Raw genomic sequence first — 13187 nt, forward strand, 5'->3', positions numbered from 1 at the left:
TCAAAAGGTATTGCTAAAGAGCGTATCTCCGGACAGGGATATGGTGAGAGCGAGCCTAAAGTGGACTGTAAAGAAAACTGTACTGAAGAGCAACATGCTCAAAACAGACGATCGGAGTTTATTATCGTAAAAAAATAATAAGGACTTAACAAACCACCTATAATGTTTAAAGCGGTCATTTATTGGCCGCTTTTTTTATTATCCCTATGGAGTATAATTCGTAAATTAGTACAACTAAATCAAACTATTATGCTTACAGGTAATCAAGCCAGAAAAGTAGCCATTGTAGGCTATAACAGGATTCCATTTGCAAGGCAAAACACAGCTTATGTAAACGTGGGAAACAAAGATATGATGGTAACAACCTTAAACGGGCTTATAGAAAAATATAGTCTATCCGGTAAGTTGCTTGGCGAAGTGGCTGGAGGAGCAGTTATTAAACACAGTTGGGAAATCAACCTAATGCGACAATGTGTACTATCTACTTCTCTTGATCCCAAAACCCCTGCATGCGATATTGAACAGGCCTGTAACACAGGTATAGAATCAGCTGTGTATATAGCAAACAAAATAGCTTTGGGTCAACTGGAATGTGGTATAGCAGGCGGCGTTGATTCTACCAGCAATGTACCATTAGTACTAAATGAACATATCAGGAATATTCTTTTATCTGTAAGGCGAAGTAAATCTTCTTTCGACAGAATAAAAAAACTCTTTGGCATAAAACTTAAGGACTTCACTCCTATCGCTCCAATGAACATAGAACCCGGTACAGGTCTTTCAATGGGCGGACATACTGAATATACTGCTAAGTACTATAAAATATCGCGTGAAGAACAGGATGCCTTTTCATTATCCAGTCATCAAAAAATGGCTACGGCTGCTGACAGGGGATTTTTTGACGATATGATAACTCCTTATGAGGGACTCACTATAGACAATAACCTGCGAAGAGATACTTCTATGGAAAAACTGGCTAAACTTCGTCCGGCTTTTGATAAAGAAAACGGTAGTCTTACTGCAGGGAACTCTTCTCCCCTAACTGATGGCGCTTCCTGTATTCTATTGGCAAGTGAAGAATGGGCAAAACAACATAACTTACCTGTATTGGCTTATATAACACATGCTGAAATGGCAGCTATTGAGTATGTAGAAAACAAACAAAACCTACTACTCTCCTCTATATATGCAGCACCAAGAATGCTACAGAAAGCAGGAATGAAGCTGCAAGGCTTTGATTTTTATGAAATACATGAGGCTTTTGCTGCACAGGTACTGGCTACCTTAAAAATTTGGGAAAGCCCGGAGTTTACAAAAGAGTTTGGACTTGATGAAAATTTGGGATCCATAGATCGAAGTAAACTCAATGTAAACGGAAGCAGCCTTGCAGCAGGACATCCATTTGCAGCAACCGGAGGCCGTATACTGGCAACTATGGCAAAACTATTACATGAAAAAGGATCAGGTAAAGGATTCATATCTGTGTGTGCTGCGGGCGGACAGGGAATGACCGTTATACTGGAAAAATAAAACCGGCATAAAGCCGGTTTCTTTATTAATTGTTTTCCACGTAATCCTGTAAAGTACCCAAAAAGTGAGTCCATCCGCCGTTGAAAGAATCTCTTGTAAAATTCTCGTGAGCAGGAAATGTTTCCAGTCCTCTATGGGTTAATATCAGTTTTGTCTTATCCCCTTCAGGCAAGAGTTCCCATGTCACGTATGACATACCTTCTCTGCCTTCATACTTCCAGCTATAGGTAATCTTTTTACCTTCCTCCACTTCTGTAACCTCACAAAGGTGTACATAAACCTCTTTGTCATCACATGAAGCAGAAAACTGAAATTTAAAGCCAACCCTGGCTTCAAAAGCTTCGAGGTTAAAGTACCATTGTCTCATTTTCTCAACATTGGTAATTGCACTCCATACTCTTTCGGCAGTAGCGTTGTATGTACGCTCCATTACCAATGGTTTAGTTGTTGTTTCCATAATTAATAATTTATTTTATTTAGTTTGTTCATCTTCAAGGAAGCTACCTAAAGCATCCAGTTTTTCATTCCAAAACTCCCTGTACAGGTTAGTCCACTCGGCCACTTCCTTAAGTTTTTTAAGTTCGGCACGGCAATAACGCTCCCTACCCTGTTGCTTAATGACTATCAGTCCGCATTCGGTAAGTATCTTAATATGCTTAGATACAGCAGGACGGCTAATTTCAAAATTATCGGCAACAGCATTAAGGTTCAGCTCATTTTGGGCTAAGAGGTTAATAATTTCCCTTCTGGTAGGATCGGCAATAGCCTGAAAAACATCTCTTCTCATCTATATTGTATTCTCTTTTTATTCAATAATTATTTTTTCTCAAATCGATAATCAAAAGCGCCTTTACGCAAATGAATACCATATTCCAACCACGCTTTAAGACAGGCTAGGAAATTAGCCCATCCTTCGGTATTTTCCTTAAGCCATTTTATACCGGTCTCAGTATTTTCCATACTTTTTTCGGTTACAGTTACTACCGTAAATCCATCTTTATAAGGCTTTAAGTTCATCTCTACAAGCTGGGTACTTTCACCATTCTCCCAGTAATAAGAAATATATTTGTCATTAATAATCTTAGCTACTTTTACAGGTACATCCATTTCAATTTCTGGAAAATTCCAGGTACGGTTTTTTCCTTCCTCCATCCTTCCTGAACTCTTCGATATAAAATAATTAATCATCTGTTCAGGGTTCACTATAGCCTCAAACACCTCGTTTACCGGCTTTAAAATTTGCATTGAGCACTGAATTTCTAATTGAGTTGATTTCATATAACTTGTTTTTGAATTAAAAATAAGTAACCTTTCGGTTACAAATATAAGAAACCATTTGGTTACATAATAAAAAATTTTCAAATATTGACAGATAATTATATTTTCGAGTAAAAATTAGAGAATGAAAATTAAATCCTTCTTAGCACTCCTTGTCTACTTTTCATTAATTTCCTGCAAATCAAACTCTATAGACAAGAAAATAAAATCAGCAGGTTTTTATGAAGAAGATGTAAATTTTTCAACTTTGACAAATAATGATAAAACAATAGTATATTTTCCCATTAGACACGTAGGGACTAAAAACTTTTATAATAATATTCAATTTAAAGTAGATTCTTTGGCTTCAAAAGGTTTTGTATTCTTCATAGAAGGAATAAAGACAGACAGCACCAAACTTTCTATCCAGCGAATAGATACTCTTGAACTTAAACTTAGAAAAATAGTAGGAGGCAATGTAAATATTTATGTTGATACTATTAATAGTACATACATGGGCTATCCTTTTAAAAACAATAAAGGACTAATTAATCAGCCAAAATATTCAAAATTAGGAATCAGTAAAACTAATAGTGAACATTCAGATGTTTCACTGGATTTATTAATTGACGAATATGAGAACAAATTCGGGACAATAGTACTAAACGAATGTGATTATAATACATCACCTAATACAGTATATCAATGTATTACTGTACCTGAAAATAATAAGAAATACATTGTACTGGATTTTAGAGATATAAAACTAGCTAAATACATAACAGACTCTCCTCATAAAAAGATTGCAGTTATATATGGTTCAAATCATGAAAAAGGTCTTTATCGTGAACTAACAAAAATGGACTCGTTATGGACTTATCTAAGTAAATAACTTTATTCAACCAACGTAATACATTTATATTTCATGCACCATCACTTTTTACTTTATAAGCCATTTGGATACTTAAGTCAGTTTATTTATAACCTTAAACGAAATAAAAAACTGTTAGGAGAATTACATGATTTCCCGGAGGGCACTATGGCTATAGGTCGACTTGATGAAGACTCTGAAGGCTTACTTATACTCACTACAGATGGCTGGATGAGCGAAGTGGTTAGAAGTAAAAAAGTAGAAAAGGAATACTATGCTCAGGTTGACGGACTGATAACCGATGAAGCTGTAAAACAGTTAGAAAACGGAGTAGAGATTGGCTTTAAAGGAAAAAAATACACTACCCTGCCCTGTAAAGCTTTTCGTTTAAATGAAGTTCCAAATTTGCCCGAACGTGGTAAAAAAATAAGAGACGAACGCCACGGACCAACATCGTGGGTTAGTATAACGGTTACTGAGGGCAAGTTCAGGCAGGTAAGAAAAATGACATCGGCAGTTGGTTTTCCTACCTTACGACTGGTAAGGGTTCGCGTTGGTAAAATAGTGCTTGGAGAACTGCAACCGGGTCAGGCAATAGAAATAGATTCTATAGAAGTATAAGAATTGAACACAAAACCTTACAAACCGCCATTTTTGTAAGTATTTTAGCAAAACTTTAAAATTATACTGTTCAAATTATCCTACTTTTAGGGTGATAAAATGAAGGAACAGCACAAAAAATACTTACGTAAGGGTATAAAAATTATACTTTGGATAATAGGCTCTTTGATAGGGCTATTTCTTCTCATTGTCCTGCTTATACAAATACCCTACTTCCAGAATATAATTAAAGACAAAGCCGTTACTTATCTTGAAAAGAAAATAGGTACCGATGTAGATGTAAACAAAATAGAAATAGGTCTTCCTAAAAAAGTAATACTGGAAGGTGTTTATTTTGAAGACCAGCAAGGCGATACGCTATTAGCAGGTGAAAAACTGGCGGTTGATGTAAGCTTGTTCAAACTACTTAAAAATGAACTCGAGATCAACTCGGTAAACCTACAGGGTATTGTTGCCAATGTTAGCAGGGATAAAGATTCTGTTTTCAATTTTGATTACATCATTAATGCTTTTGCAACAGATGAACCAAAAGACACTACGGCTGCTCCAATGAAAATATCGGTTAAAGATATTAAGCTGGACAGGATTAGGGTAACTTTTAAAGACGATATTTCTAAGAATGACATTAGTACCAACCTGACTCATTTTGATACCGAATTCAGAAAATTTGATTTGGATGAAATGGATTTTGATGTTCCTGAAATTAATCTTGACGGACTCAAATTAACCCTAACTCAAAGTAGTTTAGAAAAAGTTTTAAATGACACTCAAAACACTATTAATAAAACTACTGAATCCCCTAACTTAAAGCTTAAATTAAAGGCTATAAACATAGCCAATATAGATGTTGGCTACCTAAACAATGATAGCAAACTTGATACAAAACTTACCCTAAATAACCTCATCACAAAGGTAAATGATATTGACTTAAACAAACAGAATATTGACTTAGATAACCTTGAGATAAACGGTTTAAGAGGTGAATTGGTTTTAGGTAAAACAATACAAAAGACCGCTACAGAAAACGAAATAACCTCATCAAACGACTGGAAATTCAGGCTTAATGAAACAGCTATAAAAGATGTAAACTTCCGTTTTGATGACAACAATTCGGCTCCCGTAGCAAAAGGGATTGATTACAAACACCTTGATATTACTAATTTTAATCTGGAAGCTAAAAAGCTTTCCTATGCTACCGATAGTATTTCAGGAAATATACAGTCGTTTACAGTCAAAGATAAAAGCGGAGTAAACCTTGAAAAGCTAACAACTAATTTCACCTATACCAATAAAGGTGCAAGCTTAACTCATTTATACCTAAAGACTCCGCAAACTGAAGTAAAGGATAAAATAATTGTGAGTTACCCTTCTCTTGAATCTCTTAGTGATAACATAGGACAAATGGCTGTGGATGCTGATATTAAAGGCAGTCACATAGGTTTTAAAGATATACTGTTGTTTGTCCCTACCCTAGCCGACACCAATCCGTTTAAAAGTGATCCTAACGGGATTATGTACATTAACAGTACAGTAAATGGAAGAGTAAATAACTTATCTATCCCTAATCTCGAAATAAGAGGTGTAGGCAATACTGTTATTGCTGCCAGCGGAAAAATAACAGGACTACCCGATATTGAAAAGACTTATTTTGATATGGATGTAAGGGAGTTTACCTCAACAGCAAATGATATAGCTCTTTTCCTTCCGGAGGGTACTTTACCAAGTAATATACAACTACCTAAAGAGCTTGCTGCAAAAGCTAAGTTTAAAGGAACAATTGAAAATTTTGAAGCCGACTTTAACCTTAACAGCACCTATGGTAAAGCCAATGTAAAAGCCGCTTTTGACAGAAGAAATAAAGATGCTGAAGTATATGATGCCGATGCTGAGCTTACCGATTTTGATTTGGGAAGACTTTTAAAAAATGATTCAATAGGTAAATTGAGTCTTAAAGCTACAGTTAAAGGCAAAGGACTTAATATGCAAACAGCCAGTGCAGAAGTCGATGCTAATGTAATAGCTGCCGAATATAACAGTTATCTGTACAAAGACCTCAAAGTAAAAGGTACTGTTAACAATGGTAAGTTTGATGCTACCGCCACCATGAAAGATCCTAATCTTGATTTTGTAGTTGTGGCTAATGGTGATTTTGACGGTAATTATCCTAACGGAACCATTAAAATTAATGCCGACCTGATAGACCTTGATAAACTTAACCTGCATGCGGGTCCGTTAAAAATGCGTGGTAACCTGGATGCTTATATAACCGATTCCAACCCTGCTAACTTAAACGGTAAAGTAAACCTGTATGATTTTATAGTGGTAACACCAAGGGAAGAGATTGTACTTGATTCGGTTAAACTGTTTGCGGTATCATCGCCTGAGAAAGATTCAATAAGGCTTAGTTCGCAAATTGTCGATGCCTCTATAGTTGGGAAATATAACCCTGCCGAACTGGCAAACGCTATAACAAATACTGTTTCCAAGTATTATGATATAAACTCGGGCGAACCTAAAAAAGTAAGTGAAGAACAAAACTTCGATTTAAAGCTCAGAATTGACAACGACCCAATTATCACCAAACTAATCCCCGAAATAACCCGTATTGAGCCTGTAGAATTAACCGCCTCTTACAGAAGTGGTATAGACAGCCTGAGTGTTAAGGGTTCTATTCCGCGCTTGGTATATGGTTCAAATACTATTTCGGGTGGGACTATAGATATTTCTACCCAAAAAGACAGTCTTACCTACAACATCGTGATTGATGAAGTACAAAACGAACAGTTTATAGTGCCTCATACAAGCATTACAGGAAGGTTAAAAAACGATACCCTAACCTACCATATACAGGTACTGGATAACAAAGATGAAGAGCATTATTTGGTTTCGGGAGAATTAAGGGCACAAGGCGATAACACCGAAATTTCCCTATACCCCGAAGGTTTAAGGCTTAACTATAACCTATGGGACGTCAACCCAAAAAACGTAATGCGCTTTGGTAAGGATGGTATTTATGCCAACCTATGTGAAATAAGCAATGAGAACAGTACTATAAAAATACAGTCTAAGGAAGATGTACCTAATGCTCCGTTAAATGTTGAACTGGACAATTTTAAAATTGAGACCATTACAAACATGATACAAAAAGAGGAGCTTAAATTAAGCGGTACTCTTAATGGTGATGCCGAATTGCGGGATATAACCACTAATCCGGTATTTGTATCAAACCTTAGCATTGACAACTTTGCTATAAGTAAAGACACCATTGGCGATATAAAAATTAAGGTAGACAACACAGTTACTAATGTTTATAATGCCGATGTAAACATTACAGGCAATGGCAACAAAGTAAACCTAGACGGAACCTACACCTCTACCTCAAAGTCATTTGACCTTAATCTGGATATGGAAAAACTGAACATGACCAGCGTACAGGCTTTTACCTTCAGGGCGCTTAAAGATGGTAACGGTTACCTGTCGGGTAATTTTAAGGTTACCGGTACAACCGCAAAACCTATTGTAAACGGAACATTAGATTTTAATGACGTAGGTTTCAGAGTTACACAGCTTAATTCCTACTTCAACTCCATGAACGATAATATTACGCTAAATGATAATGCCATTACATTTAACGACTTTAGTATTGAAGATGAAGATAAAAACCTGATGATACTTAACGGTAAAATTACCACTACTGATTATACCGATTATAATTTCGGAATGACAGTGGATGCCGAAAACTTTAAGGCGGTGAACTCTACCGAAAAGGATAACGATTTTTATTATGGTACGCTATACTTTGATACCCACCTCAACATTAAGGGTACATTAGAAACCCCTGTAATAGACGGTAACATCAACATAGATGAGAATACTGATTTTACGGTAGTACTACCACAGTCAGACCCCGGTATTGCCGACAGGGAGGGTGTTGTGGAATTTGTAGATGAAGATAATGCCGCTTTAAAGCAACGTCTTAAAATTGAAGAGACCGTAAATCAAAGTGATGTATTGGGTATGGATGTCTCGGTAGCGATACAGGTAAACAAAGAAGCCGAGCTCAATATGATTATTGATAAAGGAAATGGTGATTACCTGGAGCTTAAAGGTGATGCCAAACTAAATGGTGGTATAGATCCTTCGGGTAAAACAACCCTTACAGGACGTTATGAATTTAATGACGGAGCTTACAGGATGTCGTTTAACTTCCTGAAAAGAAAATTTGACATTCAGAAAAACAGTTACATCTTATGGACAGGTGAACCTACCGAGGCTACTATAGATATTACTGCCATTTATGAGGTAGAAGCCGCCCCTATAGACCTGTTAGGCGACGAACTGGCTACGGCCTCCTCCTCTATCAGGAATACCTATAAACAAAAAATACCTTTCCAAACGGTATTGAAAATGCAGGGCGAACTCCTAAAACCGGAACTGTCGTTTGATATTATACTGCCAGATGGCAACTATGGTGTATCTTCAGACATTATCAACAATACAAAAACAAAACTGGCTCAGCTACGTCAGCAATCATCAGATTTGAACAAGCAGGTATTTGCCCTATTGCTATTGAATCACTTTATCAATGAGAATCCGTTTTCAAGTGAAGCAGGCACAAGTACCGAAGCTATTGCAAGGCAAAGTGTTAGTAAACTGCTTTCCCAGCAGCTTAACAATATTGCAGGAGACCTTATCAATGGCTTTGAGCTTAACTTCGATTTGGAATCGACCGAAGATTATACTACAGGTCAACGTGAAAACAGGACCGATCTAAACGTTGGCGTTTCTAAAGAGCTGCTAAACGACAGGCTTAAAGTAACTGTAGGTAGTAGCTTCGGTTTAGAAGGACCTCAACAGGCTAATGAGGAAACCACTAATATAGCCGGAGATGTTTCATTAGACTACCAGCTTACTAAAGACGGACGTTATATGGTTAGGGCCTACAGGAAAGACGAATATCAGGTGGCAGTACAGGGACAGGTAGTTGAAACCGGTGTTGCGTTTATCATCACTATGGATTATAATAAGTTCAGGGAGCTGTTCCATAGAACAGAAGAAGAAAAGGAAATAAAACGTAGGGAGAAAGAATTGAGAGAGCGACAAAAACAGGAAGAAAAAGCAAAGGAAGAACGTGAGAAACGTGAAGCCAGAGATAAAAGAGCCGCCAAAAAGGAAAATAATGAATAACATATCTAAATATATCATCTTTACTTTTCTACTACTTATCCTGTATAGCTGTAGTAATACCCGCTACCTGCAGGATGGCGAAATGCTGTATACCGGAGCCGAGGTTAAAGTGGAAGACACCGCTATGTCCAGGCGTGAACGCAAAGACCTTGAAGCGCAAATGGAAGAGTTGGCAAGACCAAAGCCTAACAGATCGTTTTTGGGACTTAAAATAAAACTATACCTATACAACATAGCCGGAGAACCTAAAAAAGATAAAGGCTTTAGGTACTGGCTGCGTAATAAAGTGGGTGAACCGCCTGTATTGTTCGGGCAGGTAGATATGGATTATAACGCCGATGTGCTGCAAAGCCACGTAGAAAACAACGGTTACTTTAAGGCAAGAACATCTGCCGATTCTACTTCTTCAGGAAATAAAAAAGTAAAGGCGATTTATACCGTAAAACCAAAATGGCAATATAAAATACGTAATGTAGAGTTCCCTAAAGACTCGGCATCCACACAACTGGACAGCGCGGTGGCAAGAACACAGCGCAGAACCCGACTTAGAAAAGGCCGTCCTTATGACCTTGATGTTATTAAAGATGAACGTGACCGTATAGACCAACGCCTTAAACAAAAAGGCTATTACTTTTTTAACCCCGACTATATACTGGTAAGGGCCGATAGTACTGTGGGCGACCATCAGGTAGACATGAAGGTTATAGTAAAAAAGGAAACACCCGAAAAAGCCCAAAGACAATATACTATAAATAACATATATATTTACCCTAACTATTCCCTTAACGATAGTAGGGATACCATTAGGGCTAAAACAATTCTTACCGACTCTATACAGCAATACAAGGATTTTACCATAATAGATCCGCATAATACTTTTAAACCTCTTATATACGATCGTACCCTTTACTTCCATAAAGGTGATTTATATAACAGGAACGATCATAACCTTTCCCTTAGTAGGCTGATAAGTTTAGGAACTTTCAGGTTTGTAAAAAATGAGTTCAAAGTAAACGATTCTCTCAACAACACTCTCGATGCTTATTATTACCTTACCCCTATGCCGAAAAAGTCGATTAGAACAGAGCTTTCGGCTAAAACCAATTCGGCTAACTATAATGGGTCTGAACTAACAGTTAACTGGAGCAACCGTAATACCTTTAAGGGAGCCGAACTTTTAAGTATTTCTGCCTTTGGCGGACTGGAAGTACAAATGGGCGGACAAAACAAGGGCTATAACATATACCGCGTAGGGGGAGAAACCAGTTTGGTATGGCCGCGTTTTATCACCCCGTTTCCGGTACATTCCCCTAGCGCCTTTGTACCAAAAACAAGAGCATTGGTTAATTATGAATACCAAAAAAGGATTCACCTGTATGCTCTAAACTCATTCAGGTCGCAGTTTAGTTACTTATGGAAGGAAGATGCCACAAAAGAACATCAGCTAAATGTGTTTGATGTAAACTATGTTAGCCCCAATAACGTTACAGATGAATACCAGCAAAAAGCCGACTCTATTCCTTCCCTTCAAAGGGTAATAGATAAACAGCTTATTATAGCACCATCTTATTCCTACACTTTTACCAATACTAACCGCAGATATAAAAGGCATACTATATATTACAAGGGCTCTGTAGAAGTGGCAGGTACACTAAGCGGTTTAGTAACGGGTGCTAATGCTAAAAAAGGAGACACAATAAGTATACTGGGAGTACCTTTTAGTCAATATACCAAAACCGAACACGAGTTTAGGTACTATATGCGTTTGGGGAGAGACTCAAAACTAGCCGCACGTGTTATTGCAGGTGTAGGTATCCCCTACGGTAACTCTACAGAATTACCTTTTATACGTCAGTTTTTCTCAGGAGGCACAAATAGTTTAAGAGCATTCAGGGCACGATCTGTAGGTCCGGGGGTATATTATGCTAAAGACAGTAATGCGCAACCTCTTGAGGATACTTTCCTTCCTGATCAGTCGGGTGACATAAAACTGGAATTAAACCTTGAATATAGAGCCAAGCTGTACAGTATTATTCACGGAGCCGTGTTTGTAGATGCCGGTAATGTATGGCTTTGGAATAAAAAGGATGATAAACCCGGTGGAGAATTCAGCTCAAGCTTTATGGATCAGCTTGCAGTAGGTACCGGTTTAGGATTAAGGCTGGATCTTGACTTCCTTGTGCTTCGCTTAGATGGTGCCTTTCCTATTAGAAACCTTAATTACAATACTAACAGATATGAATGGGTTATTGATGATGTAAAAATGGGCAGTAAAACCTGGCGTAAAGACAACCTGGTATTTAATCTTGCTATTGGCTATCCTTTCTAGTTTTATATATTTGTATATAAACCAACTATATGAAATACGAATTATTCTTTGTCTTTACTCTGTTTGTTACAAGTCAGGCGCAAACCAATGACCGTATCCTCTTGGGTATAGACCATGCCAAACAGGAATTGCAGGAAGCTTTACAGGATAACGGTCATAATATTGTGAACGGTAAGGATGTAATTATTAAAGATACTGTCACAGCAATAGGTGTTGCAGAGCCTATACTTTTTGGGATATACACTAAAGAAAACATTATAAAACAACGTCCTTACGAAATACACCATATTGATAATTACTGGGTAATAAACGGTACTCTTCAAAGAGGGTTTAGAGGCGGTACTTTTCTTTGTATTATTGATGAAAGAACGGGCGAAGTTTTAAGAATAACCCACGGTAAATAATGAAAAGCTTTTTACTTTACTTTATACTATTCACAACATTTTGCTTTTCTCAGGAAGCAGAACATTATAAAACAAAAGAGTTTGATGTTGCCATTTTCCCGGAAACCTATAAGGAACTACTTCCGGAAAAAAGGTTTACCCCTACTCATGAGAATATAACAGAAGCCGAACTGGCATTACGCACTAAGCTTGAAGACCTCAACTACTTGTTAACCCACCAGTCTAACTCGCCAGTAATACATAAAAACCTAAACAAATACCTTAGGCAGTATTTTGGTTATATTGATGAAAACGGTAACCGCATATTAATTATCAATTGCTTTTGGAAGAATGTAGATAAGATGGCAAAAAAGTTATGGCTTAAAGACCGAATAACCGTTCGTGACGGAGGGAGTTTTTACTGGAATGTAAAATACAACCTTGATACCGGAGAACTATTTGACCTTGAAGTTAACGGAAATGCATAATATAAAATATAAACACAAATGGATAATATTATTACTTACACTAAAAAAGCCCCTGTGGCTAAAACTGTTTTCGGATATGCATTAATGATTTTAGGATTTGCGCTTTTAGTTACCGGAGATCTAATTATGGGAGTAATTATGATCGTATTAGGTGCAGGCCTTAATACTAAAGAAGGTTCTGAAATAAACCTTACTTCAAAAACATACAGAACAATCAGGTCTGTTTTTGGAATAACTGTTGGTAGCTGGAAACCCATACCTGAATTTGAATATGTTTCGGTATTCAGGACTAAGGAAAATCAAACTGTACGTGTGGTAACTGCAGAAGCTACAACGTCGTCTGAAATAATACTACTCAATTTATTTTATAACAGAAATAAACACATTACTTTCTATAAAACGAATAGTAAAGAGGATGCTTTTAAAGTTGCAGAACACTTTAAACTTGCTTTAGATATTGATATACTCGACGCAACAGAAAATGAAAAAAAATGGCTATAATTAATAGCCATCCCTTTATT

At 37.1% G+C, this 13187-nt stretch carries 12 protein-coding genes; 9 read left to right on the plus strand and 3 right to left on the minus strand.

Annotation, left to right across the window (positions count from 1 at the left end; translation table 11 throughout):
* A partial coding sequence (locus GN157_RS18095; protein ID WP_197429471.1) for an OmpA family protein occupies positions 1-138 on the plus strand: 138 nt, incomplete at its 5' end.
* A gap of 111 nt (positions 139-249) precedes the next feature.
* The gene (locus GN157_RS14880; RefSeq protein ID WP_157484295.1) at positions 250-1530 is read left to right on the plus strand and encodes an acetyl-CoA C-acetyltransferase; all 1281 of its coding nucleotides are present in this window, start codon (positions 250-252) and stop codon (positions 1528-1530) included.
* 25 nt (positions 1531-1555) lie between these two features.
* Here GN157_RS14880 and GN157_RS14885 read toward each other — a convergent pair whose 3' ends face one another.
* Genes GN157_RS14885 through GN157_RS14895 form a run of 3 tightly spaced genes read right to left on the minus strand, consistent with a single transcriptional unit; the run spans position 1556 to position 2808 of the window.
* A complete protein-coding gene (locus GN157_RS14885) occupies positions 1556-1987 on the minus strand; it encodes an SRPBCC family protein (protein ID WP_157484296.1) in 432 nt (143 codons plus the stop codon).
* 15 nt (positions 1988-2002) lie between these two features.
* Positions 2003-2317 carry an ArsR/SmtB family transcription factor gene (locus GN157_RS14890; RefSeq protein ID WP_035133752.1) on the minus strand — a complete coding sequence of 105 codons (315 nt, stop codon included), beginning with the start codon at positions 2315-2317 and terminating at the stop codon, positions 2003-2005.
* 29 nt (positions 2318-2346) lie between these two features.
* The gene (locus tag GN157_RS14895) at positions 2347-2808 is read right to left on the minus strand and encodes an SRPBCC domain-containing protein (protein ID WP_157484297.1); all 462 of its coding nucleotides are present in this window, start codon (positions 2806-2808) and stop codon (positions 2347-2349) included.
* A 124-nt stretch (positions 2809-2932) separates the two neighbouring features.
* On the opposite strand from GN157_RS14895, the gene GN157_RS14900 reads away from it, so the two are divergent.
* From GN157_RS14900 to GN157_RS14930, 7 genes are all read left to right on the plus strand, one after another.
* Positions 2933-3679, plus strand: coding sequence for a hypothetical protein (locus GN157_RS14900; protein ID WP_157484298.1), 747 nt, complete (start codon positions 2933-2935; stop codon positions 3677-3679).
* A 33-nt stretch (positions 3680-3712) separates the two neighbouring features.
* Entirely contained in the window at positions 3713-4279 is a 567-nt protein-coding gene (locus GN157_RS14905; protein WP_157484299.1) for a pseudouridine synthase, read from the plus strand.
* 99 nt (positions 4280-4378) lie between these two features.
* Positions 4379-9466, plus strand: coding sequence for a translocation/assembly module TamB domain-containing protein (locus GN157_RS14910; RefSeq protein ID WP_157484300.1), 5088 nt, complete (start codon positions 4379-4381; stop codon positions 9464-9466).
* The gene (gene tamL, locus GN157_RS14915) at positions 9459-11795 is read left to right on the plus strand and encodes a translocation and assembly module lipoprotein TamL (RefSeq protein ID WP_157484301.1); all 2337 of its coding nucleotides are present in this window, start codon (positions 9459-9461) and stop codon (positions 11793-11795) included. Before GN157_RS14910 ends, tamL begins: the two co-directional genes overlap by 8 nt.
* 29 nt (positions 11796-11824) lie before the next feature.
* The gene (locus tag GN157_RS14920; RefSeq protein ID WP_157484302.1) at positions 11825-12199 is read left to right on the plus strand and encodes an NTF2 fold immunity protein; all 375 of its coding nucleotides are present in this window, start codon (positions 11825-11827) and stop codon (positions 12197-12199) included.
* On the plus strand, positions 12199-12666 hold the full coding sequence (locus GN157_RS14925) for a hypothetical protein (RefSeq protein WP_157484303.1): 468 nt from the start codon (positions 12199-12201) through the stop codon (positions 12664-12666). The genes GN157_RS14920 and GN157_RS14925 overlap by 1 nt, the downstream gene beginning before the upstream one ends.
* A gap of 18 nt (positions 12667-12684) precedes the next feature.
* Entirely contained in the window at positions 12685-13167 is a 483-nt protein-coding gene (locus GN157_RS14930) for a hypothetical protein (protein ID WP_157484304.1), read from the plus strand.
* Positions 13168-13187: the final 20 nt, after the last annotated feature.

Source organism: Flavobacterium rakeshii, assembly GCF_009741375.1.
Classification (GTDB): domain Bacteria; phylum Bacteroidota; class Bacteroidia; order Flavobacteriales; family Flavobacteriaceae; genus Flavobacterium; species Flavobacterium rakeshii.

Excerpts from the sequence above, each read along its gene's own strand:
- GN157_RS14880 (WP_157484295.1), top strand. The coding sequence starts at position 250 with ATGCTTACAGGTAATCAAGCCAGAAAAGTAGCCATTGTAGGCTATAAC.
- GN157_RS14920 (WP_157484302.1), top strand. The coding sequence starts at position 11,825 with ATGAAATACGAATTATTCTTTGTCTTTACTCTGTTTGTTACAAGTCAG.
- GN157_RS14905 (WP_157484299.1), top strand. The coding sequence starts at position 3,713 with ATGCACCATCACTTTTTACTTTATAAGCCATTTGGATACTTAAGTCAG.
- GN157_RS14890 (WP_035133752.1), bottom strand. The coding sequence starts at position 2,317 with ATGAGAAGAGATGTTTTTCAGGCTATTGCCGATCCTACCAGAAGGGAA.
- GN157_RS14885 (WP_157484296.1), bottom strand. The coding sequence starts at position 1,987 with ATGGAAACAACAACTAAACCATTGGTAATGGAGCGTACATACAACGCT.
- GN157_RS14900 (WP_157484298.1), top strand. The coding sequence starts at position 2,933 with ATGAAAATTAAATCCTTCTTAGCACTCCTTGTCTACTTTTCATTAATT.
- tamL (WP_157484301.1), top strand. The coding sequence starts at position 9,459 with ATGAATAACATATCTAAATATATCATCTTTACTTTTCTACTACTTATC.
- GN157_RS14910 (WP_157484300.1), top strand. The coding sequence starts at position 4,379 with ATGAAGGAACAGCACAAAAAATACTTACGTAAGGGTATAAAAATTATA.
- GN157_RS14925 (WP_157484303.1), top strand. The coding sequence starts at position 12,199 with ATGAAAAGCTTTTTACTTTACTTTATACTATTCACAACATTTTGCTTT.
- GN157_RS14930 (WP_157484304.1), top strand. The coding sequence starts at position 12,685 with ATGGATAATATTATTACTTACACTAAAAAAGCCCCTGTGGCTAAAACT.
- GN157_RS14895 (WP_157484297.1), bottom strand. The coding sequence starts at position 2,808 with ATGAAATCAACTCAATTAGAAATTCAGTGCTCAATGCAAATTTTAAAG.